This is a genomic window from Paenibacillus anaericanus (assembly GCF_003994475.1).
Taxonomy (GTDB): domain Bacteria; phylum Bacillota; class Bacilli; order Paenibacillales; family Paenibacillaceae; genus Fontibacillus; species Fontibacillus anaericanus.
Genome location: NZ_RZNY01000007.1, coordinates 78,268 through 102,270, shown reverse-complemented (window position 1 = coordinate 102,270; position 24,003 = coordinate 78,268). Strand labels below are relative to the sequence as shown.

General features: G+C 38.6%; 17 protein-coding genes and 3 pseudogenes. 15 read left to right on the top strand and 5 right to left on the bottom strand.

Features of this window, described 5'->3' with window-relative positions; all coding sequences use genetic code 11:
- Positions 1-507 precede the first annotated feature (507 nt).
- A pseudogene (locus tag EJP82_RS28825) lies at positions 508-645 on the top strand (IS256 family transposase); the annotation flags it as partial.
- Between the two features lie 97 nt (positions 646-742).
- Here EJP82_RS28825 and EJP82_RS10590 read toward each other — a convergent pair.
- Positions 743-975: pseudogene (locus tag EJP82_RS10590) on the bottom strand (transposase); the annotation flags it as partial.
- A gap of 248 nt (positions 976-1,223) precedes the next feature.
- A complete protein-coding gene (locus EJP82_RS27950) occupies positions 1,224-1,373 on the bottom strand; it encodes a hypothetical protein (RefSeq protein WP_170220171.1) in 150 nt (49 codons plus the stop codon).
- Between the two features lie 607 nt (positions 1,374-1,980).
- Between EJP82_RS27950 and EJP82_RS10585 the strand changes: the two genes are divergently transcribed.
- Positions 1,981-2,706 carry a thioredoxin domain-containing protein gene (locus tag EJP82_RS10585; RefSeq protein WP_127192020.1) on the top strand — a complete coding sequence of 242 codons (726 nt, stop codon included), beginning with the start codon at positions 1,981-1,983 and terminating at the stop codon, positions 2,704-2,706.
- 409 nt (positions 2,707-3,115) lie between these two features.
- Here the strand turns inward: EJP82_RS10585 and EJP82_RS28360 are convergent.
- Positions 3,116-3,407, bottom strand: a pseudogene (locus tag EJP82_RS28360) (VOC family protein).
- Between the two features lie 160 nt (positions 3,408-3,567).
- Between EJP82_RS28360 and EJP82_RS10575 the strand changes: the two are divergent.
- Positions 3,568-4,977, top strand: a complete 1,410-nt coding sequence (locus tag EJP82_RS10575; protein ID WP_127192019.1) for a glycoside hydrolase family 1 protein — start codon at positions 3,568-3,570, stop codon at positions 4,975-4,977.
- An 85-nt stretch (positions 4,978-5,062) separates the two neighbouring features.
- Here EJP82_RS10575 and EJP82_RS10570 read toward each other — a convergent pair whose 3' ends face one another.
- Complete coding sequence (locus EJP82_RS10570) at positions 5,063-6,619, bottom strand: bifunctional metallophosphatase/5'-nucleotidase (RefSeq protein WP_246054041.1); 1,557 nt, start codon at positions 6,617-6,619, stop codon at positions 5,063-5,065.
- 160 nt (positions 6,620-6,779) lie between these two features.
- Here EJP82_RS10570 and phnC point away from each other — a divergent pair, with 160 nt between their 5' ends.
- The 9 genes from phnC to EJP82_RS10525 all read left to right on the top strand — a co-directional run bounded on the left by phnC (position 6,780) and on the right by EJP82_RS10525 (position 17,773).
- Complete coding sequence (gene phnC / locus EJP82_RS10565; protein WP_246054040.1) at positions 6,780-7,514, top strand: phosphonate ABC transporter ATP-binding protein; 735 nt, start codon at positions 6,780-6,782, stop codon at positions 7,512-7,514.
- Positions 7,489-8,304 (top strand): phosphonate ABC transporter, permease protein PhnE, encoded by an 816-nt coding sequence (gene phnE, locus EJP82_RS10560; RefSeq protein WP_127192017.1) that lies wholly within the window; start codon positions 7,489-7,491, stop codon positions 8,302-8,304. Before phnC ends, phnE (EJP82_RS10560) begins: the two co-directional genes overlap by 26 nt.
- An 11-nt stretch (positions 8,305-8,315) precedes the next feature.
- Positions 8,316-9,122, top strand: coding sequence for a phosphonate ABC transporter, permease protein PhnE (gene phnE, locus EJP82_RS10555; protein WP_127192144.1), 807 nt, complete (start codon positions 8,316-8,318; stop codon positions 9,120-9,122).
- Positions 9,123-9,421: 299 nt separating this feature from the next.
- Positions 9,422-10,426 (top strand): LacI family DNA-binding transcriptional regulator, encoded by a 1,005-nt coding sequence (locus EJP82_RS10550; protein WP_127192016.1) that lies wholly within the window; start codon positions 9,422-9,424, stop codon positions 10,424-10,426.
- A 205-nt stretch (positions 10,427-10,631) separates the two neighbouring features.
- Positions 10,632-11,903 carry an extracellular solute-binding protein gene (locus EJP82_RS10545; RefSeq protein ID WP_170220170.1) on the top strand — a complete coding sequence of 424 codons (1,272 nt, stop codon included), beginning with the start codon at positions 10,632-10,634 and terminating at the stop codon, positions 11,901-11,903.
- A gap of 33 nt (positions 11,904-11,936) precedes the next feature.
- The gene (locus tag EJP82_RS10540) at positions 11,937-12,881 is read left to right on the top strand and encodes a carbohydrate ABC transporter permease (protein ID WP_127192014.1); all 945 of its coding nucleotides are present in this window, start codon (positions 11,937-11,939) and stop codon (positions 12,879-12,881) included.
- 16 nt (positions 12,882-12,897) lie between these two features.
- A complete protein-coding gene (locus tag EJP82_RS10535; RefSeq protein WP_127192013.1) occupies positions 12,898-13,731 on the top strand; it encodes a carbohydrate ABC transporter permease in 834 nt (277 codons plus the stop codon).
- An 8-nt stretch (positions 13,732-13,739) separates the two neighbouring features.
- Positions 13,740-15,383 (top strand): glycoside hydrolase family 13 protein, encoded by a 1,644-nt coding sequence (locus EJP82_RS10530; protein ID WP_127192143.1) that lies wholly within the window; start codon positions 13,740-13,742, stop codon positions 15,381-15,383.
- A 62-nt stretch (positions 15,384-15,445) separates the two neighbouring features.
- Positions 15,446-17,773 (top strand): glycoside hydrolase family 66 protein, encoded by a 2,328-nt coding sequence (locus EJP82_RS10525; protein WP_127192012.1) that lies wholly within the window; start codon positions 15,446-15,448, stop codon positions 17,771-17,773.
- Between the two features lie 238 nt (positions 17,774-18,011).
- Here EJP82_RS10525 and EJP82_RS10520 read toward each other — a convergent pair whose 3' ends face one another.
- Positions 18,012-18,722 carry a 4'-phosphopantetheinyl transferase family protein gene (locus EJP82_RS10520; RefSeq protein ID WP_127192011.1) on the bottom strand — a complete coding sequence of 237 codons (711 nt, stop codon included), beginning with the start codon at positions 18,720-18,722 and terminating at the stop codon, positions 18,012-18,014.
- A 274-nt stretch (positions 18,723-18,996) separates the two neighbouring features.
- Between EJP82_RS10520 and EJP82_RS10515 the strand changes: the two genes are divergently transcribed.
- The 3 genes from EJP82_RS10515 to EJP82_RS10505 all read left to right on the top strand — a co-directional run bounded on the left by EJP82_RS10515 (position 18,997) and on the right by EJP82_RS10505 (position 23,940).
- On the top strand, positions 18,997-20,739 hold the full coding sequence (locus EJP82_RS10515) for a sensor histidine kinase (RefSeq protein WP_127192010.1): 1,743 nt from the start codon (positions 18,997-18,999) through the stop codon (positions 20,737-20,739).
- A 2-nt stretch (positions 20,740-20,741) separates the two neighbouring features.
- The gene (locus EJP82_RS10510) at positions 20,742-22,082 is read left to right on the top strand and encodes a helix-turn-helix domain-containing protein (RefSeq protein ID WP_127192009.1); all 1,341 of its coding nucleotides are present in this window, start codon (positions 20,742-20,744) and stop codon (positions 22,080-22,082) included.
- A gap of 124 nt (positions 22,083-22,206) precedes the next feature.
- Complete coding sequence (locus EJP82_RS10505) at positions 22,207-23,940, top strand: extracellular solute-binding protein (protein ID WP_127192008.1); 1,734 nt, start codon at positions 22,207-22,209, stop codon at positions 23,938-23,940.
- Positions 23,941-24,003: the final 63 nt, after the last annotated feature.

Sequence of the window (24,003 nt, the reverse complement as noted above, 5' to 3'; positions counted from 1 at the left end):
TTTTAAGCTGATCTTGCAGAAGCAAATAATATGAGTATAAATGAGTTTATGGAAATTTTTGATGTTGATATTTTGCTTGATACCAATAAAAGAATTGATACAAGCAAACGGCAGAAAATGCTGAAGATGTTTCGGTAGTATCTCATGGAATCACTCATGGCATTATTATTCTATTCAATAGAACCAGAATCTCTAGATGAACTGGAAGCTGGACTTGCTAATGCGAATATATCAAAGATAATATATGATGATGGCAAGTACACAGTTGAGTAAATGATATGGATTATGTAGAAAAAGGTAATAAATAAGAATAAAAAAAGCACTTGATAGAAAGCTTTGCAAAACGAATACTGATTCAGTAACAACAACCCCAATGCTACATAGGCACTGGGGTTGTTGTATACGATTAAAAGGATGATCTGATCCATTCATGCTGAGTACATAGAATTTAGCTATCCTCGCATTAAAAATTGCTGACTCATCCTGGTTATTTACATACAACATAATTTGACCTACCTCGACGTCATGTACTACAACGAACGTTTTGCGGAACGAGTCATTCGTGGGTTTGGAGATCTGGAGGTTAGGAAGAAATTGAACGAGATGTTTGAGACACGTTATCCAGCTTCACTTATGCAAGCGTAACTAAGGTTGGGTGTTCTTTGGGGTGGGGCTTCTCCCCACCCCAAAGAACATCACCACTTAACAATCCGAAGAGATACCTCTACCAAGCTTACACAAACTTCTTGACGCTACCAATGCCATAAAAGTATTCGAGAAATATCATCTTAAATAAAACAACAGGGTCAATCTCAGTCGTCCATTATCCGCACAATACAAGGGCCGAACTTGTTCATCGATAAAGGAAAAGTCGATATGTTTATCTACTTTGCGCAGCAAATGATCTTGCGGGACCAAATCTTCTATGGAAACAAACTCGTAGACTTGTTGTTTTTCTCGGTTGGAACGTAGCATGTAGAATACCATCCGTTCTATAATAGTTACCTATATTATACAACGTTAACGCGGTGTCGTCTTAAATAATTAGGTCATAAAGAAGGCTGTCGAGAAAGTCTCGACAGCCTGGGAGACCCCTTGGGGTCCTTTTTTATATAGCAAGTCACAAAAACGCCACATTTTCTGTGAACATAGTTTTTGAGAGTATCCTCGAAGTGAATATTCAGCTTCTTAAGAGCGTGCCACTACCCTTATTCGTAATTTTATTAATTTATATAGATGCTATTTATGATAGTCAAGTCAAAGCGGATCGAAGGAATGTCTCCCGTGGAGTTTGACCTTCCTTGTACGGGTAGCTGCTGCAATCTTAAATGCTGGTGCTTACGTGATTGCATTCTCCGATACAATCTACTCATTAGTATTCCCCCCGTTTATGATCATACCCCATCTCTAGCTATTCAATATCTTGATTAAAAGAAAAATGACCCGTAGGACACTTTGAGTGTCTATCCTACGGGTTATAGTCAAGGTAACCGTACCGATATTTGCTTGAATAAGATAATTCTGCAAAATGATTAAGTGTAAAATTCATTTTGAGAATCACCATAAGGTCAATGTTGTATACAGTAAGCATAATTATAAGTGAATTTAAGAAGCAATAAAATACTATTTTCCCTGTTCTTTTTTTGTAGCGATCTTCCATTTAACTAAAGTATTGAAAGCTATAACTATAATTAAAATAAATAAAAGAAGATTAGTGGTACCTAGACTATTGTCTACTTTATTAATATTACTCGATATTTGATATGAACCACTACTAACCGTTGAACTGACATTACTAACTTGATTAGCTACATTGATTAATTGCTGTTTGTAATCAATCTCGGAATCATCCAATTTATCCATTCCCTTCATAAAATATTTGACTGGGTTAAGAGTAACATATTATTTTTGTATTTACAATAAATCTATTAGATGTTATATTTTGTATTTAATTATACAAAAAAAGGAGGAATTGTATAAATGAGGAATAGTAAGTTATTTTTTTCACTAAGTCTTGCTGTATTGTTACTTCTATGTTCAGTAATGGGGGCATCTGCAAAGAGTATTGACAATCCAATAGGAGCAACTGAGAAGAATGGAAAAGTGGTATATAAACTGAAATTAGAAGGTTTTACAATTGAAACACCTTATAGTCCGAAATTATACAATTTTGTGAGAGAAGAGATTGATAATGGTGTTAAAGTAATAGTTATAGAAAAATTAACAGGAAAGATTGTTACAGATTATGGGGAAATCGTTGAGTACAAAGCCACTCCAAATAAACTTGCTGGAGGAGTGACCCCTAAAATTTCTGGGACGTATACTTCGAGAACTACTTATCAAACATTTTATGATAAAGGTTATAACGATAAGCATTTTGCAGGTGCAAGACTTTACACTGTTTATACATGCTGGCAGGAAGGTTCCTTTGCCCAAATTAACTCTGTAGAGGATACCTACTGGTCTCCTATTGCTGGAAGCGGAAACTTCGATCTAGAATCTCCTCACGCTACTACCGTTCCAACTGGATCAACAAACAAATTTCCTTGTAACAAAATGACAACAACGGGTACTGTTGTGTTTAAGACAACAACTACAGAATCCATGGGTGTAGATCTTAAGTTTTTTGGATTTACACTTGGCGGTGATAGTTACAATAGATATGATACTGGTCCCCAGGGCTACAATATTACTTTTGGAATTTGATAAAAAATCCTACCCGACAAGCTGGCTTCGGTCTCAACCGGAGTCAGCTTGTTTAGTTTTATTTGCGGCGACATAGATATAAACATAAATACTTCGCTTTACAGTATTGATTTAGAAATACCTAACTCTCCAGTATATGAGTAGTCCTGGATGAGAAACTTATGGCTGGCTTATGGAAGTGAGGAGAGCTGATGGAGAAGGGCGTTTTAATATATCTAGACACATCGCTGACCACAATTGACCACCAACTCATCATACGTAATTAAACTTCATGAGAAGCCTCCTTTAGTTGTAACTGAATATTGAGAACTGACAGTATTCTTAGTCAAAATCGATTTATGCTCAATCTTGTTTCTTAGTGAAAAAGGCTTCTATTAAAGGAAACCCTGCTATAATATATTTTTATTGATTACTTTTTTTCTATTATAGCAACATCAGCAAAGTTAAATACTCTTCCATCAGGCACATTGAAATTTCTCCGAGGGTTATTTTTTTATCTGAAAAATCTTTATATATTTGATTAAGGTCATCCGAAAAATACAATAATGAAGGGGTTCCCAGATTGACTTCAGGCGACGTCTTTGAAACTAATTACCGGTATCTGTCTCAGAGGAGAACCCTGCTTTTTCTGTCCAAAATTTTGACAACTCGTTCTGGTTATTTACATCAACATAAACTTCCCCATTGAACTCATTCCTAATTTAAGAGTGTCTGATAGTTTACTGAACTGCTGGGATGAATTGGTATAGTCCATTTGTTAAATGTCGATAATAAGTGTACATTCTCGTTGTGATTTGTACCTATAAGCTAAATACATAGTAATGAATTATATGAATTGGCATAAAAATGGAGGATTTATAAATGAAGTTTCCACATGATTTTTTATTTGGAGCAGCATCGGCTTCTTATCAAATAGAAGGAGCATGGAATGAAGACGGTAAAGGGTTAACGAATTGGGATGTCTTTTCAAAGATTCCTGGGAAAACGTATGAGGGCACAAACGGAGATGTAGCGATAGATCATTATCATCGATATAAAGAAGATATTAAATTAATGGCCGAGATGGGACTTGAGTCGTACCGATTCTCGATTTCATGGGCACGTATTTTGCCAACAGGAGACGGAGAAGTCAATGAAAAAGGCTTGGAATTTTATAATGATGTAATTAATGAATGTTTAAAATATGGGATTGTTCCATTTGTTACGCTGTATCACTGGGATTTGCCTCTGACACTTGAGGAAGATGGGGGATGGACGAATAAGCGAACAGCTGAAGCCTTCGTCCAGTATGCGGAAATTTGTTTTCGGTCATTTGGTGACCGCGTCAAACATTGGATTACTTTTAATGAAACGGTTATGTTTTGCGGACTAGGTTATTTAAAAGGGGCACATCCTCCTGGTATCCAAAACGATGAGAAGAAGTATTTTCAAGCGACACATTACGTATTTTATGCACATGCCAAAGCCGTAGAAGTTTATAAGGCATTGAATCATTACGGTGAAATTGGTATTACACATGTGTTCTTACCGGCTTACAGCGTAGATGATAACAAAGAGAATGTATTAGCCGCCAGACATGCCAATGAATATGAAACCTTCTGGTATTATGACCCTATTTTAAAAGGAGAATATCCGACGTATGTGGCTCGGCAACTTCAGGAGAAAGGCTGGACGCCAAGTTGGACAGAAGAAGAACTAGCAACGTTAAAAAGGAATGCCGGAAAGAATGATTTTATAGGACTTAATTATTACCAGCCGATTCGAGTAGCAAAAAATCACGAAGCTGTTTCATCTATGGAACATTCAAGAGAAACATCTACTCTAACTCCAGGCCTCCCGTCCTTTGATGGTTTTTATCGGACCGTAAAAATGGAAGATAAAACATATACAAGATGGGGATGGGAAATCTCACCTCAAGGATTTCTAGACGGACTGCATATGTTAAAAGAGCGCTATGGTGATGTTAAAATGTACGTAACAGAAAATGGTCTTGGTGATGAGGATCCGATTATTGATGGCGAAGTAGTGGATGTTCCTCGTATTAAATATATAGAGCAACACTTACAAGTGATTAAGCGTGCAATTGAAGAAGGTATTCATTTAAAAGGGTATTACGCATGGTCAGTGATTGATCTATTAAGTTGGTTAAATGGGTATAAAAAGCAGTACGGATTTATTTACGTGGATCATAATAATAACTTAAACCGTAAGAAGAAGCTGTCGTATCATTGGTATAAGCATATTATTGAGACGCGAGGAGAAGAGCTGTAAAGTAAATGAAGAGCATCTCATTCATCGAATGAGATGCTCTTTTTGTCGTGCGCCCAGTATGGGTGTTAATAAAGGAACGTGTGAATTATTCCCATATAACTTTCCAGTTCGGTACGCAAGTAGCTTGTATTACAGGGAATTCAGCGAAATAATCAGCAATAATTTCTGTCATATCGGTCTGAATATCTTTTACGACGGGACAGTCTGCGAAGTACGGAAAATTTCCAGCGCCGGTTGCTCGATAATTATTCATAGCCACTTCGTAACTGCCATGCATATCTAATGGTTTCCCTTGATAGTTGATGCTCAAGATACGATGACCAACGGGCTGTCGCACATCTATCACATACTCAATTCCTTCCCACATATCATAGTTATATGGCTGTGCTTTTGGGTGAAGGAAAGAGGGATCAATTGTTAATTGACCATCTTGAATGGTGAAATAGGATGCACACTGTTCAAGAGCATCATGAATATGCTGCCCCGTCACCTGCAGTACTTTCAACGTGTTGGGATAAATATAATTCGTGACAATATCACGCATCGTTACTTGTTCATTAAATCCGCCTGGTTGATCATGAAATAGAGATGTGCAGGAAATGGGCGCATTCGTCACATGCATTTGTACATGTTGTAAAAATTCAATATAGGGATGTTTGTGTAGTCTTACATCAAAAGCATTGTTATATCGCAGATTTCCATGAATGTGGCCAATCGGTTCATCTAACCATTGTTCCGTTAAATCATGCATTTCCTGAGCTTCACGTACTACTCGCTCATCAAGCGGTGTCTGATCATCCACATAATATAAGTTAGGCTCATGCTGAATAGATGATATTGTACCGTTGATCATCTCCACATCGATGGTAATTCCAGCTATGCAGACAGCTTTGGTTCCTGGCTGTACGATCGATTTCCCGAATGCTTGGGTGCATATTTCACGGTGTTGGTGCCCTGTAATCATAATATCGAAATCTAGCTCTTTACACATGCGATAGCCTACATTTTCCCCTGTATCTGGCTCAAGTAAGCTACCTGATGTTAGATCATGAGCAAAGCCCCCATGATAGCATATTACAGTAATATCAACGTTCTCCTGTTCTTTCATAATACCCAACCACTTTTTAGCACTTTCAAAGGAATCCTCAAATATCAAGCCCTCAATATGACTAGGGTCCTCCCATAAAGGGACAAGTTGAGTAGTGATGCCAATGATGCCGATTCGAATACCTGCAACTTCTTGAATAACATAAGGCTGCATCCAGGTTGATCCGTCTTTGGTATATATATTGGCTGATAGCCAGGGAAATTGTGAAGCTTGAATCGTGTTCTCTAATACAGGTAAACCGTAATTAAATTCGTGATTGCCAAATATGGCTAAATCATAGCGAAGCGCATTCGCAGCATTGATGATGGGGTTGGACTGTTCAGGGTGAAATCTTTGATGGTAATACGTTAAAGGACTTCCTTGAATAAGGTCTCCATTATCAATCAATATGGTCGGACGTTGTTGTCGTAAGTTTTCAATGAGGCTCGCGGCTTTAGCAAGACCAACGGGTTCGGTTATACCACGGTAAGTTGTAGGCATGAGATATCCATGGACATCACTTGTTACGAGTATTTGAATTTGTTCTGTAGACACAAGTTACACCTCTTAATTTTTTAATAGTATTTTATTATAAGGTCAATAGAGTGTAGGATGTCAATTTATCAAATGAATTGTTTGAAATAAATGGTTTAACAATATCTTAACATTAAGTTGAAAAATTCTTTACATTTATCTTATATACGGATTAGTAGCATTGAAAGATATCAATTTGAAAATTAAGCAGGGTGAATATGTTGCCATTATAGGTTTGTCAGGCGCTGGTAAGTCAACATTATTACGTTGCATTAATCGAATGCATGATATTTCGGAAGGTACATTGACGGTTGAGGGTGTAGAGATTAGTAAGCTCAAAGGAAAAGGTATCCGTCAGTTGCGTCGAAAGATCGGAATGATCTTTCAATCCTTTAACTTAGTGACAAGAATTTCCGTTATTAATAATGTACTCGTAGCGTTCGTACCTGAAATGCCGTTTTGGCGTAAGACGTTAGGGATATTTACAGTTGATGAGAAGAAAAGAGCACTGATGTCGCTAGATCAAGTCGGCATTCTAGATAAGGCTTACGTACGTGTAGATCAATTATCTGGAGGACAACAGCAACGTGTTGCTTTGGCAAGAACACTAGCACAGAACCCGGGGATTATTCTAGCAGATGAACCGGTAGCTTCCTTAGATCCGGTTACTGCCAATCAAGTAATGGAAGATTTCAGACGAATTAACCAAGAGATGAATATGACCGTAATTATTAATATTCATCATGTCGAATTAGCATTGGCTTATGCCACACGTGTCATCGGAATACGGGCCGGTGAAATTGTATATGATGGTCCTTCTCAAGATGTGAACGATCAAGTGCTACAGCTTATTTACAATGGTCAAGTAGATAAAGGAGGCAGCACTAGCCATGCTAACGAAGCTGTTTCCACCTAAAACAATAGAGCTTCCCAATGGTAAAGTTGTGATCCAAAAACGATCGATGACACCGATCACAATATTAGCTTTTATTGTGCTGATCTATATTTCCGTACAAATCACAGATTTTGACCTGCAAAGATTGGCTAAACGAATTAATCAGTTCTTTTTCATTTTAAAAGATATGGTGCCCCCAACATGGGAGTATATGCCAAAACTTTGGGAACCATTAGTTGCAACCATAAAAATGTCTTTATTCGGTTCTGTGCTTGGTGCCATTGTTGCATTGCCAATAGCGATGTTAGCAGCAAGCAATATTAATCGCAGTCGTTGGATTCCTGCTGTTACGAAATTTATACTGAGTATACTGCGAACCTTACCGACTTTAGTTGTAGCACTGATCGCTACCTTTATTTTTGGGTTAGGAACAATGGCAGGAACCGTTGCGATCTTCTTGTTTACGATTGCTTATATAGGTAAATTGCTCTACGAGCAGATCGAAAATGCGAATATGGGTGCTTATGAGGCCATGAATGCGATGGGTTTAACGACGATTCAGTCGTTCCGATATGCCATATTTCCACAAGTGTTACCTAACTATTTATCGACATCATTGTTCTGTTTCGAAGGTAATGTTCGGTATGCTTCTATATTAGGATACGTTGGTGCAGGTGGAATTGGCTTATTGTTAAATGAGAGTCTTGGATGGAGAAACTATGCGAATGTAGGCATGATTTTGTTGATGCTTGTTTGTACAGTTTTCGTGATTGAGACGCTCAGTGAATATTTCCGAAAGAAACTGATGTAGGTGAAGAAATGATGAATACTATAGACCAACAATTACAAAAAGCCACTAACCGTCGTCTGCCTAAGTTTATAATCACTGTGATAGTCCTCATTATTTTTTTGTGGTCAACATCAGCAGTGCAATTGGATAATATAACAGAAAATGGATTTTCCATCGCGAAGAATATTCTAATGGGACTAGTTCAACCAGATACGGGACTGCTGTTTAACTTGACTACAGGCGGTGTCTTATATTTATTGCTTGAAACTATGGCAATCGCCTTTTTAGGAACGATTGTTGGGGCAGTGATAGCTATTCCGCTTGCTTTTCTATCGGCGTCCAATATTGTGCCGAAACCAGTAGCCTTTGTTGTTCGCTTCTTATTAATTATTATTCGGACAATTCCAGCAATTGTGTATGGATTAATGTTCATTCGTGTGACAGGGCAAGGACCATTTACAGGTGTACTCACGATGTCTTTAATAAGTGTCGGCATGTTATCTAAGCTATATGTTGATGTTATTGAAGAGTTAGATACATCGGTGCTTGAATCCATGGAATCCATTGGTTGTACCACAATGGAGAAAATTCGTTATGGTATCTTACCACAATTATCTGCTTTGTTTACGTCCATCGTTATTTATCGATTTGATATGAATCTGCGTGATGCTGCTATTCTCGGAATAGTTGGAGCAGGAGGGATAGGTGCCCCACTTATTTTTGCGATGAATGCGTATCGCTGGCCGGAGGTAGGATCTATCCTAATTGGTCTTATTGTACTGATTTTAATTGTGGAATATGTTTCGAATAAAGTTCGCAATAAATTAGTAAATGGATAATAGATAATCACGTTGAGCAAACCTATATAAGACGCATTTCATGGGTTCTTTAGAACTCCTTGGAGGCGTTTTTTTTGATTATGAGAGTTTTTCGGAACGATGAGTTAAAAGAACCCGTTATCTATACAAACCTCTAATGTCCATCGCATGGACTGGTGAAAAAAAGCGCTTTAAACATATTGACAAAAAAAAAGAAGGGTGGTAATCTATGTTACGTAAACGTTTAACCAAAGGTGAATTATAGATTATTTCTATTGCCTTTTAAAATAAGTAAACGTTTACTTATGAGGGGTGGATATATGGCTGCTACTATTAAGGATATTGGAAGGGTTGCTGGTGTATCAACCGCAACAGTTTCTCGAGTAATTAATAATCTTGGCGGATACAATGAAGAAACCGAGAAAAAAGTTATGGCTGTGGCAAAAGCATTAGGATATAGAAAAAATGAAAGTGCCAGGAGTCTGGTGCAAAAATCAACAAACATAATCGGTGTGATTATGCCTGATGTTGCTACGAATTTTTATGGTGACATTGTAAATGGTATAGAAGATGCTTCTTATGAGTACGGATACAGCGTTATATTAACCCATGCAGGTATTAATGGTTGCCGAATTAATGAGAGTTTGAATTTAATGGGGGAACGCAGGGTAGATGGAATCATTATTGTTTCTGTCGAATTACACGAAGCAGAGATAGAATCATTGACGTCTCTCGACATTCCCTTTATCTTGCTCTCTACAAAAACAAATCGTGAGGATACACCTTACATCAAAGTTGATGATTTTAGTGCTGCTTATACAGCCGTAAATTATCTCATTGAGAATAACCATCGAGTCATTGGTATGGCAGGAGCTAATCCTGTGGATCCTATAGCAGGAACACCAAGAATTAATGGATACATTCAAGCTTTAACAGATCATGGGATAAAAGTAGACTTGAATCTAATTAAGGCTGGGGATTTTAGTTTTGAGTCAGGTAAATCAGCAATGCAGCAATTTATTGAGGATAAAGCTCCTATTACAGCAGTATTCTGTGCAAGTGATGAAGCTGCTTTAGGTATCATTTCAATTTGTTTTGAGAATGGTATTAGCGTACCTAATGATATTTCATTAGTAGGATATGATAATTCTACTGTTTCTTATATGTCGATCCCTCCCCTTACAACCGTAGCACAACCCTTTTATAAAATGGGGAAAGAAGGCTGTTTGAAATTGATAGGTTCGATTCAAAATAAAACTAATATTGAGTCAGAAGTTATTCCACATGAATTGGTTGTTCGTCAGTCCGTAAAAAAAATATCTTAAAAAGATATTTTTTTATAAATTACGTAAACGTTTACTTAATCTGAATCTACCCAAAATAACATATCTGAAAGGAGAAAAAATGATTGACCATAAAGGCATTAGACAAAATTTACTGTAATAGGTTTACGTAATCTAATTAATGCTTTCAATCACTGAGTTTAAGACTAAACTGCATAAACAAAAGATAAATTGGAGGAAATATTTTATGAAGAATAGAAAAATATTAGCACTATTTGCTTCAACGGCATTGTTAATGAGTATGGTTACAGCTTGTGGCAGTGATAATAGTCCATCCGTTTCAGACAATAATAATGTTCCTAGTGACGAAAAATTCACTTTAACGATGTGGCATACCTTTAGTGATGTAGAAACAGAAGTATTTGAAAAGAAAGTCATTGCGAAATTTAATGAAGAGCATCCCAACATCAAGATTGATGCAACGCGTATGCCAGCTGGTGATGAGTTCAATCAGCAATTAGTACAAGCTGTTTCGGGAAGTAGTGCGCCTGACTTAGCTCGTATGGATATTGTAGATGTTCCTAGATATGCCAAGCTTGGTGCTCTAGAGCCACTGGATGGATATGAAGGATTTGATGAGATCAAGAGTGAGATGTTCGAAGGTCCCATGTCTTCTAACTTCTATAATGGAAAATACTATGGTTTACCACTCGACACCAACACCAAAATTGCAATTTATAATAAAAAACTTTTAGATAAAGCTGGGTTGACGGAAGCACCAAAAACATTTGATGAATTAGTTGAAGCTGCTAAAAAAATCACGAATGATGAAACATTTGGCTTTGCTCCACAAAATATCGAGGTTTGGGGAACGATGCCATACTTCTTCTCCCTTGGTGGAACGTATACAAATGAAGATTACACGAAAGCAACAGGTCATTTAAATAGTGACTCAAGTGTGAAAGCGCTTGAACAATTAGTAGCTTGGAATAAAGAAGGATTGATTGGTAAGTCATTTGAAGGTGGCTTGGGTTCTTGGGAAGGCTTCAAAGGTGATAACTACATGATGATTGATGATGGCCCATGGTTCGCATCTGCCAATCAAGATGTAAAAGATAACATGGAATTTGCATTATTTCCTGCAGGATCAGCGGGCAGTATCGAAACCAACGGTGGAGAAAATACGGTTATCTTCAACTCTAGTAAACATAAAGAAGCAGCATTCACATTTGCTAAATTTTTAGCTTCTGATGAAGCGCAGACCATATTTGGTGAAGAACTACGCATGATGCCTGTTAATACAAAAACGGGAGAAAAAGAATTTGTTAAGAACGATGAAATGTTGAGTCTTTACATGGAACAATTGAAGACGGCTGTATCTCGTGTACCATCACCAGAATGGACTGTAATCAATAACGTCATCACAAAAGCATTTGAAGCAGCCATTAAAACAGATGAAACACCAAAAGCCCTATTAGATGATGCAGCAAAACAAGTGGATGCATTGTTAGCAAAATAAAGAGCATTAAAGAACTAAAAGGAGGACCAAGCCATGGAGTTTTCAGATCGATTAAAGAAATTAAACTCGAAAAAAAATAAATACAGCTGGTCTGAGACAAGAGATGCGTGGCTATTCACAGGTATTGGTGTTGTACTATTCTTGGTATTCGTATTGTATCCACAAGTCAAAAACTTCTATATGGCTTTTACAGAGTACAATATCCTCCCCGGTCAGCCAAGTAGATTTATTGGACTAGAAAACTTTAGAACGATGTTCATTTCAGATGGTGCTTTGGGTGAAAGTAAATATTTCTGGGTAGCTTTTAAAAACAGTCTGTGGGCGGTTATCATAACCGTCCCCGGACAGCTGATCCTAGGTGTGATGCTTGCAACCCTCATTCATAATCTTACTCGAGGTCGTCTTCTCTACAAGATTTTGCTCTATATTCCGGTTATTTCGAGTTGGATCGTTGTATCAGTTTTATTTAAGTATATTTTTCAAGATACAAAAGGCGCGCTAGTTAACTATGCACTTATCCAGGCGAATCTGATTGATACTCCCATTGCTTGGTTACAAAATGCGACTACTGCAAATATCGTAATTTGGGCTTTGTGTATTTGGAAAGGCGTGGGTTGGGTCATGATTATTTACACAGCTGCTCTTCAATCCGTACCCAAAAGTATGTACGAAGTAGCGAAAATCGAAGGTGCGAATGCGATTCAAACTTTCTTTAAAATTACCATCCCGTTACTTAAAGAAACAACCATCTATTCGATCGTTCAACTAACCATTGGTGCATTCGGCATTATGATTCAAGTGATTATGATCACCGGTGGAGGTCCTATGGGTAAGACGGAGACGCTGAATAGTTACATGTATTCGCAGGCGTTCTCACAATTCAAGTTTGGTTATGCATCAGCAGTATCTATTGTAATGGGAATCGTGGTCATTGGAATTACACTAATTCAACGTAGAGCATTTAAAGAAGGGCAATAGAAAGGATGGAATACCTATGAAAAAGAAAAAAATAGCAATGCAACTAGGTCTACAAGTATTGCTTATAGGGGCATCCATTCTTGCTATCATGCCTTTCCTATATATGCTGGCGACTGCTTTAACGAAAGATACTTATACGATGCCAAACCCTCCTATTTTGATACCAAAAGAATTCTATACAGGTAATTTTGTTTCTGCGTGGACATCCAATAGTTTCTCGCGTTACTTCTTAAACAGTTTGTTTGTTTCATTAGTAACGATGGTGTTAACACTTGCGATTTCAACAGCCTCCGCTTATGGATTTGCGAAGCTACGCTTCCGGGGTAGAAATGTAATTTTTAATGTGTATCTGTTCTCGATGATGATTCCAGCCGTACTTGCCTTAGTATCTCAATATACGGTATTGAACGGTTTGAATTTAATCGATACTTACCGTGGGCTAATTTTACTCTATATTAGTGGTGGTATAGCGGGAAACACCTATTTTCTCAAAGGGTTTATTGAACAATTACCGAATGATTATGAAGAATCCGTCATGATTGACGGGGGAAGTCGCTTTACCGTGTTCAGTCGAATCATTCTACCGTTATGTCGACCTTCGATTGCGACGTTAGCTATTCTATCGTTCATGGGGACATGGGATGAATTCTTCGCGGCGTTAACAATCATTAAGACGGCCTCCAAACGTACTTTACCGATTGCGATTCGCTTGTTTCAAGGACAAAATGCAACCCAATGGGGCCTTGTATTTGCAGCCGCACTCATTGCTTTGATTCCAATTCTGATTATTTATATTACGTTCCAAAAATACTTTATTAAAGAAACTGATGATGGTGGTGTGAAAGGATAATGGAAATGATGAGAGAGACCATAACTGTAGAAAAAGAAGTGAAATGGTGGCAGACTGCTGTGGTATACCAAATATATCCACGAAGTTTTCAGGATAGTGATGGAGATGGGATTGGCGATTTAAGAGGAATAATTAATCGTATTGATTACTTGAAATACTTAGGAATTACTGCGATTTGGTTATCACCCGTCTATAAATCCCCTAATGACGATAATGGTTACGATATTAGTGACTATCAAGATATTATGGATGAATTCGGAACGATGGAAGATATGGAAGAATTAATCACGAAAGCTAATGATGCAGGTATTAAAATGATCATGGACTTAGTCGTAAATCATACATCGGATGAACACAAATGGTTTATCGAAGCTAGAAAAAGTCGAGATAACGAATACCGCGATTACTATATCTGGCGTGATCCTGTAGATGGAGGAGCTCCTAATGGTTTAACTTCTACATTCAGTGGTTCTGCGTGGGAATTAGATGAAGCAAGCGGACAGTATTTCTTACATTTATTTAGCAAGCGCCAGCCAGATTTGAACTGGGAAAATGAAAAAGTTCGTCAAGAAATCTACGATATGATGAATTTTTGGTTGGATAAAGGTGTTGGGGGCTTCCGTATGGATGTGATTGATTTAGTCGGAAAAATCCCTGATCAAGAAATTACGGGGAATGGTCCGAAATTACACGATTACCTTCAAGAAATGAATCAAACAACCTTTGGTTCTCATGATGTTCTTACTGTAGGCGAAACATGGGGCGCAACACCTGAAATTGCAAAACTTTATTCTGATCCCAAACGAAAAGAGCTATCTATGGTGTTCCAATTCGAACATGTAAGTTTGGATCAACAAGAAGGTAAAGAGAAGTGGGATTTAAAGCCGCTGCGTGTTGCAGACTTGAAGAGGGTTTTAGTGAAGTGGCAAACGTCATTGGGTGACGAAGGCTGGAATAGTCTATTCTGGAATAACCATGACCTACCTCGTATTGTATCGAGATGGGGTAATGATCAACAATTCCATGATCAAAGTGCCAAAATGTTTGCCGTTCTCTTGCACATGATGAAAGGTACCCCTTACATTTATCAAGGCGAAGAAATTGGCATGACCAATTATCCCGTCACAACGATTGATGAAGTTGAAGATATAGAATCAGTGAATATGTATCATGATCGCTTAGCGAATGGGTATGCGGTGGAAGATATCATTGCATCCATTAACGCAAAAGGGCGAGACAATGCACGTACACCGATCCAATGGGATGACAGTGACAATGCCGGGTTTACGATAGGAACTCCTTGGTTACATGTGAATCCAAATTATAAACAGATCAATGTAAAACATAACCTGGAGAATAAAGATTCTATTTTCCATACGTATCGACGTTTAATCCAGCTTCGTCAACATAATCCGATTATCGTGTGGGGAGATTTTGAGCTGATCGAACATACGCCTGAAGATGTGTTTGCATACTATCGTAAATATGATGGCCAAAGATGGCTAATCGTTGCTAATATTTCTTCGCAGAAGAATGAATTTTCAGTGGATGAAGAGGTCACAGAAATCATTATAAGTAACTACAATCGTCAAGAAATTGTTGTGAAATCTGTGACGTTAAAGCCGTATGAGATATTTGCTGTAAGGGTTTAAATGTTAAAGCTCACATGTTCTTTGTGTGAGCTCTTTTCATAAGTAAATCTTGGAGGTAGAGTATGAGATTGCTCAAAATCGTGAGTATCGTTTCAGCTTGTTTATTAACAATAGGTTTAGTGTCAGGATGTGGAAATGTGTCAGATAAGGGTCAATTAGATAAGAATGGTTTGCAAATTATTCAATTAACAACAGATAAAGCTATGTATGATCCCAATGCTGAAGTAAAAGTAATCGTTAAATTAGAAAATGTAACGGATAAGAATGTGAAAGGGAAATATACATTAACCGTTAGTCACCTGGAACAACAAGTGGGTGAAGCGATTGAAGGGAATTTTTCAGTCGCTGGCCATGAATCTACGAATATTGAAATCCCATGGACAGCTCCAAATGAGGATTACAAAGGTTACTTGTTTGATTTCCAAATGAAAGATAACAAAGGTAACAGGGTGGCTTCCGAAACGATGGGTGTCGATGTCTCTTCCGACTGGACGAAGTTTCCTCGTTATGGCTATGTGACGGAATATAACGACAAAGTAGATACGGAAAAAGTGATGGAAACACTTAAAGATTTCCGTCTCAATGCAATTGAATACTATGACTGGAAGTACCTGCATCATCAACCTGTTCCGGCCGACGGTTCTATGGAATGGGAAGATTGGGCGGGAAGAAAGATTTCAGGACAGACGGTCAAAGATTATATTTCTGCAGCAAAGGACCGTAATATGGTCAACATGTCCTACAATATGATTTACGCAGCAACTAATAATTTTGCGGATTTTGGTGTGAAAGACGAATGGGGTCTATGGTATGCAGAAAATCATGGTGGACCTGGCAAAGCCAAAGGAGATCGCTTTACATTCCATATGGGAGCAAGCCCGTCCGGTCAATCCGATTTATACTTCTTTGATATCGAGAATGAAGAATGGCAAGATTTTATCATTAAGAAAAATATTGAAGCCATTCATACGATGGGTTTTGACGGATGGCATGGAGATACAGTCGGAGAATGGGGTAAAATGTGGACGAATGAACATCGTGGCAATGAAGCTGAAACCCTATATGTCAAAGATGGCTATACGGAATTTTTGAATAAAGCCAAAGACATGTTGGGAGAAGATAAATACCTAGCTTTTAACCCTGTAGGTGCTCAAGGGATTGAGAATGTTAATAAATCGAAGGTAGACGTGCTGTATACAGAAATGTGGCCTTGGGATCACGACAGTGAAGGAAATCAATATGACACCTATATGGGATTAAAACGAGAAATTGATCAATCCAGACAAGAAAGTGGCGGCAAGTCTTTAATTATCCCTGCCTACATGGAATATGATTATGCGGAACGAAATTCAAGCGTGCCGTTTAATATGTCCTCCGTGTTGTTAACAGATGCTGCTGTATACGCAGCCGGGGGATCACGGATTGAATTAGGTGATGGGGAGAACATGCTCTCGAATGAGTATTTCCCATATAAAAATTTATATATGACACCGGAACATGTAAAAAGACAGTCTGCGTTACAAGATTTCATCGTTGCCTATCAAAACTTATTGCGAGATGGGCAAGAGGATAATGGAAATCTCATCGAAATAGCGAATTACGATACAAGTATCGATGGTCAAGCGCAAACGATCTGGGCTTACAGCAAATCGGATGCTAAATATGATACCATGCAAATGATTAATTTAGTCGATGTGAGTACCAACGATTGGCGTGCGAATGAAGGCGAGAAAGACACGCCTCGTATGCTGACGGATGTTAAAGTGAAGTACTATTCAGAGAGAAATATTCAATCGGCTTGGGTGACTTCACCGGATCCAGCCTACGATTCTCGTTCACACAAACTTGATTTTACAAAAGGATCTGATACAAATGGGTCTTTTGTGGAATTGACTGTACCTTCGTTAGAATATTGGAACATGGTGTTCTTTTCTGAAGCAGAGGCACCCGCTTCTGAAAATAACGAAAGTATTGGTAAAGTCGACCTTTTCGAAACAGAAGGCGAACTAGCCAATGGCGATTTCAAAAATGGACTAGATCATTGGAACTTATACAATGATGTTGCAGAAGTAAAAGAAGGAAAAGTTAACTTTGAAGGGTTACATTTCGCACAAAGTATTGACCAAACGGTGACCGAATTAGAAGACGGTATATATGAAGTAAGTTTTACGGGTAAGCAGTATGGGATGAAGGCGCATATCTCGCGTTTAGAATTAACAGGAACAGGTTATCCGAATGTGTTCGTCGATTTGCCAGTCGCAGAATCTACAGATACTATCACACAAGAAGTGCGAGTTAGAAACGGACGACTGAAGATCACAATTCACCATGAGAGCATTTTAGGCTCTAATCTTGAGATCGAAAAGATCGAACTGAAAAAAGTTGAATAGATAGGTTTATACAGTTAAGGGATACTCAAATTGAGTATCCCTTAACTGTATAATTGAATAAAAAATAAGTAAGGTCAATTGGTATCGATCTGAAACCATCGAACTTGAACTTTTGGGAAGCTTCTTTATTAATGTCTTGGAACCTTATTTTGACACGTAAAATCCACTAAGCTCGGCTTTTTCAATAATATTCTGTTCAATCACTTGTTCGAAACCGTAATAATCAACAAGATAGTCGTCATTTTCCACAATTGTTCCCCTCAAAGTAATGACACAAATCCACGAAAGATATCTCCCTAATGTTATTTGGCAAGTCGCCCAACTCGGAACAAGCTGATATAATATGCTGCTCATCCATTCTGAAACTTTTGAAATGGAAGTTGCTTGCCTCAGGTGAGAACCAGACATCCCCACTTTGGTGAGATAACGAGAACCCATCAAGTGGAATAGACAAGCCTTTCCCGAGTGCTTTAACATAACTCTCTTTCAAGGTCCAGAGCCTAAAGAAGTATTCCAATTGTTCTTCTCCCTGTTTCGCTATGAGATCCATGTATTCTTGTGGGCAAAAAAACCTTTCTGCTATCCCCATATCCATAGGTTTGATCTCTTCAACGTCTATCCCCAAAGCAAGGTGCTTATCGCTGTAAATCAGGACAACCCAGTTACCTGAATGTGATAGATTGAACGAGAAAGGGGAGCCTTTACCTTTGGTAAGGGACGGCTTACCGTAATTATTGTATATAAACCTGATATCATCGTTACTTATACCTGTGTAGTCGCAAATTGTGGCGCGTAGGAGGAGTTCACCCAGAAGTGAACGGTAAGCATCGCTTATCCGCTTATATCTTCCAATTCTCGCGTTTTTTTCTTTACTAATTTTTGATAATAGTAGACTATAGCAGTCCGAATCAATGAATTCAGGCACCCTTAATGAGACGATTTCCGTCATTATATTATATTCGCCTCCTCACTATAGAGTAATTGGACAAAACAACTTGGATTCCTGCGAGACACCGATGAAACTGGTGGAATAGTCATGTAATGATATGAGATTCGACAAAATGATATATGTTTCGCCAAAAAACTACATACTTAAACTAGAATATTTAGTTAATAGGTAGTAATCTTACTATGGAAGCGCATACTTTAGTGGGGGTAAGTGAAAAAGTTAAGTTCGTTATTTTAAATTGAAATGAACTATGCAATAAAAATGGAGGTTTAGTATGAAGCTGCGGGCAACGGGTAAAGTAAAATGGTTCGTCTACCAGAAAATTGTCATCTTATTTATCGTCTTTCTGATTCCACTTTTATCGATGAATATTTGGGTGAATTACAAAGGGATGTCTTTTACGAGGAACGCAATCCTGGACTCATCATTAGCGGGGGCGTCATTCTATTCTAAGCAACTGGATAAAGAAATGTACTTTATCCGTAATCAACAATTACAATTTCAAGAAGATAAAAATATACAGAAACTAAGCTTCCGAGGTGGAAGTTTAGAGAAATATGAAGAGGTAGAACTAATCGATAATGCTAGAGATCTGTTGAATCGGATTATTGCCTCAAGCGATTATGTGGTTAATGCTGGGGTATATGTTAAGTCGTTGGGTAAAACGATCTCCGGTAAGACGGGTGTCACAGACATACCTAATGAAGAGTATGAGAATATTTCCTCGTTGCTTAACGTTAAGCAGAAGCCTTCATTCTATAGGGATGGTGATGCGATTTTCCTTATTGAAACAGGGGATAATGCGGGCTTGTGGTCGTATATCGAAATCTCTACAGCGAAGTTATTAGAGGCATTAAGTCAAATAGCAACCTTATATCAAGAGTCAGAGGTATTTCTCGGGAGCAGTGATATGGGGAATGTGTTATCTACAACAAAGGATACTATGGTATCTACTGCAGTTCTTGACCTCATCGCCAAAAAGGATAACTCTAACTCGGACATTCCCGAAATGAATAAGGTGAATGGTACAAGTTACTTTATTGCCCATAACTTCATCAGTTCAATGAATCTATCATTAATTATGTATGTGAACCAGAATGAAATTACACGTCCATTAAGTCAGTTTAACACGTTACTCTACATCTCGTTCGTTATCGCCATAGCGGTGATGATACTCTATTCTTATTCGGTTAATTTAATGATTCATAGACCACTATCGAAACTAGTTAAGACATTTCGTATGGTGGAAACGGATAATCTTGATATAGTTATTGAGTCAAGGACAAGGGACGAATTCCACTATATCTTTCATAGCTTTAATCGTATGGCTTATAGACTGAAGCGTTCTATAGAGGAGAATTATGAGCAGAAAATAGCACTGCAGCATTCGCAGTTGAAGCAGTTGCAGTCGCAGATTAACCCACATTTTCTCTATAACAGCTTCTTTAATATTTATATGATGTGTAAAGTAGGCGATTCAGACAGTGCGGCCGAGCTCTCACAGAAGCTAGGGAGCTACTATCAGTACATTACGAGAAGTGGGTCGGATGAGGTGCCTTTCTTTAAAGAATATCAGCATGCACTGGACTATTGTGAGATTCAGTGTATTCGCTTCTCGAACCGTATCCGGTATGAATACGAGGAACTGTCTAATTCATCCAACACTATACTCGTTCCGAGGCTGATCATTCAGCCGATCGTCGAAAATGTGTTTGAGCATGCGTTCGAGGACGGTAACATGGACGGCGTGGTCTACATCAGTGCGGATTGCCATGACGGAGTGGTACGCATCGCGGTAGAAGATAACGGGAGTCTATTTACGAACGAGGGAATAGAACAGTTACGAGATAAGCTTGCTATGGGGTTGAAACAAGTTGAGAAGACAGGACTGATCAATGTTAACAATAGACTTCAACTGAAATATGGTGCAGGTAGTGGTCTGTTTGTCTCGCGGAGCAAATATGGCGGACTGAAGGTAGAGCTTATTGTTAATTATGACAACGTCAAGGAGGCATAACCATGTATCGACTATTAATCGTAGATGACGAGCCTGTTATTGTAAATGGCCTAGTTCATCTCTTTCAAGAGGATCCACAGTTTGACTTTGATATATGTAAAGCGTATTCCTCAAGCGAAGCGCTTGAAATAGCGAAGAAAACCAAATTAGATATCTTAATTAGTGATATTCGCATGCCACAGAAGAACGGGCTCCAGCTTGTAGATGAAATTATCTATTATTGGCCTTTGTGCCGAGTTATTTTTCTTACAGGATATAGCGAATTTGATTATGTATATGAGGCAATTCGTAAGAATGTGGACAATTACATTCTGAAAACCGAAGGGATGGAGCCTATCTTCCAGGCCGTAAAATCGGCAGTCGACAAGCTGGAAGAAGAGAACCGTCGTAGACTTCAATTGGAAAAGGCACAGATGCACTATCAAATTGCTAATTCCTTTTTAAAGGGAGAGTTAATGGAACGGATGCTAGGTGGTGAGTCAATTGCTTCTTTATTATCCGACTCACGATATAAGGACGTAGATTTTAGTATTGCATTTGATCGACCTTCGTTCTTTCTTGTTGGAATAGTAGATAGATTGGATGATCATAAATTTAAGATACCTCCGTCTGTTAAGCGAATTTTTCGTGATCACCTGCCTGTGTCTATTGCCTGTGAGGAAGTGATCTATGATGATCGTGTGTTTGTATGGCTACTTCAACCGGATGAAGGTTTGCTGAATCGCTTCTGTGGTGGTTATCCTGATTTGGGATTGAACTGGAATGGAATTGTTGCGTATATGAGGGGGATTTTGGAGCTTGTTCAAAATGAGTGTGAAGAGCTGTTAGGTGCTTGTGTTTCGTTTGGAATATCTGGGAACCTACAAAACTATTGGGAATCGATCCACCTCCAAGTTGAGGCTGTACATACCTTGATCAGCAAGAGAACATTGTTAGGACAGCATATGCTTATCTTAGACCTAGAGAAACTAAGTCAACATGAAGATACGGTCCATAAGGTCGGAGGGTTTGAACAGGATGATTTCAAGACGTTAATCATTGAACAAGTTCACCAATTTGTACAGGAGAATCTATCGGGCGATGTATCTCTTACTTCGATTGCCGAAGAGGTGCATCTTAATCCATCGTATTTATCCCGTTATTATAAACAGACGACCGGTCAAAATTTAATAGAGTATATCCAGTCGACGAAACTCCATGTCGCTCTTCAACTGATGGAGAATACAGCTTTAAAATTAAATGAAATTGCCATAAGGGTGGGTTTTGAATCACCATCCTACTTTACAACATTCTTTAAGCGAAAGATGGGCCTTTCACCACAAGAATATCGAAATTCAAAATGAGTAAATAAAGTGAAAGTGATGTAAAGAAAACGAAATTGTAAGCGCATTCCCGTGTGCCTAAAATGATAACTAGGAACACAGATAACGCCATGAATTACAGCATACAAAGGGGGAAAGCGTTCAAATGAATAAAATTAGACCATGGAAAATGATTTTGGCAGTAACGATGATCCTTTCATTATTGTCAGCATGTGGAAGTCAAGGGAATGGAAATGCTAATGCTCCAACCACGCCGAAGGAGGACGCTACGAATAGTGCGACAGACAATGCCACACCACCTGATCCACTAGGAAAATATGCAGAAACGGTTACTGTTACAGAAGTACTCGGATATAATCCACCAGAAGATCCAAGAACGCCAAGTGGAATTACACCTGAGCAGAATGCCTATCTGAAAGATCTCAAAGAGATGATGAACATCGAAGTGAAATACAAATGGACAGTTCCTTCTGCGCAGTTTGAGCAAAAGTTCTCGCTTGCCATGGCATCGGGAGATCTACCAGATGTGATAGAAGTTGATCAGAAGACCTATGAGAAGCTAAAAAAACAAGATATGCTTGCTGATTTGACAGAAGCATATGACCAATATGCATCACCGGCTCTTAAGGCATACATGGATTCTGACGGTGGATTCGCGATGAAGACATTTAGTGCAGATGGTAAGCAATTGGGTATTCCTGCATTTGAAGATCCTTTCCTATCCACACAGTTACTATGGATTCGGCAAGATTGGCTTAATAATCTAGGTTTACAAGCACCGAAGACGATCGATGAGCTTGAGAAAGTTGCACAAGCATTTACGAATAATGACCCAGATCAGAATGGTAAGAATGACACCTATGGTATTGCGATGCAAAAGAGTTTGTTCTTCTGGGGATTTGATGTCAGAGGTTTCTTTAATGGATTCGGAGCATTTCCTTCCGTTGGTGATAATCAATCTGCTTGGATTAAAGGCAGTGATGACAAATTACTACCAGGGCTGATCCAACCTGAAGTGAAGACTGCACTTGGCAAGCTACAACAATGGTACAAAGATGGAATTATTGATAAAGAGTTCGCACTTAAGGATGAGAATAAAGCGGTAGAAGATCTGACAGCAGGTAAAGTGGGTATTTCCTACGGAGAATGGTGGTATCCGAACTGGCCGCTTAACTCGAGCGTAGACAAAGATCCGAAGGCGGATTGGATTGCTATTCAACTTCCAGGGATTGATGGTCCAGCTAAATCGCTCGTTCCAAAAATCCGCAGTAATAAAATTTTCGTCGTGAACAAAAAGATGAAGAATCCAGAAGCAGCGATTAAGATGCTCAATTTCTACATTGAAGTTGGGAATAAGAAATACAAAGATAAGAACCAAGCGGCAGATGGTTATGTATACAACTGGTTTAACCCACGTATCGCCAACCCTGCTGATATTGATACGATTTACACTGAAGTGAACAAAGCACTCGATGCCAATCAGACTGAAATTACAATAGACGATGCAAATTATAAGACCGTTGCGGATACCTTTAAAGCGACAAAAGACTTCCTAGCTGGCGACACAACCAACGCTTCCAAAGGCGTAAACTGGGGCCAATACTATAGCCGAGCTGCGAAAGACGGTGGTTGGGGATTAACACGTCAAATTAAAGAAAATCAACAGTTCGTGTATAACGAATTCTATGGTCTTCCGACAGCAACAGTAGTGGAGAAGGGTGGTCAGCTAGATAAGTTGATGCAAGAGTCCTTTACCAAGATAATCATGGGCGGTTCCATTGATGATTTCGATAAATTTGTTGATAGCTGGAAGGCACTTGGCGGTAATCAAATTATCGATGAGGTCAATGAATGGTATAGCACGGAAGCTACGAAATAAATCATAGGAACAGTAAGCGGGTGAGGTGAGTCGGGTAAACCCGGCGCACCTCCCGTTTTCAAA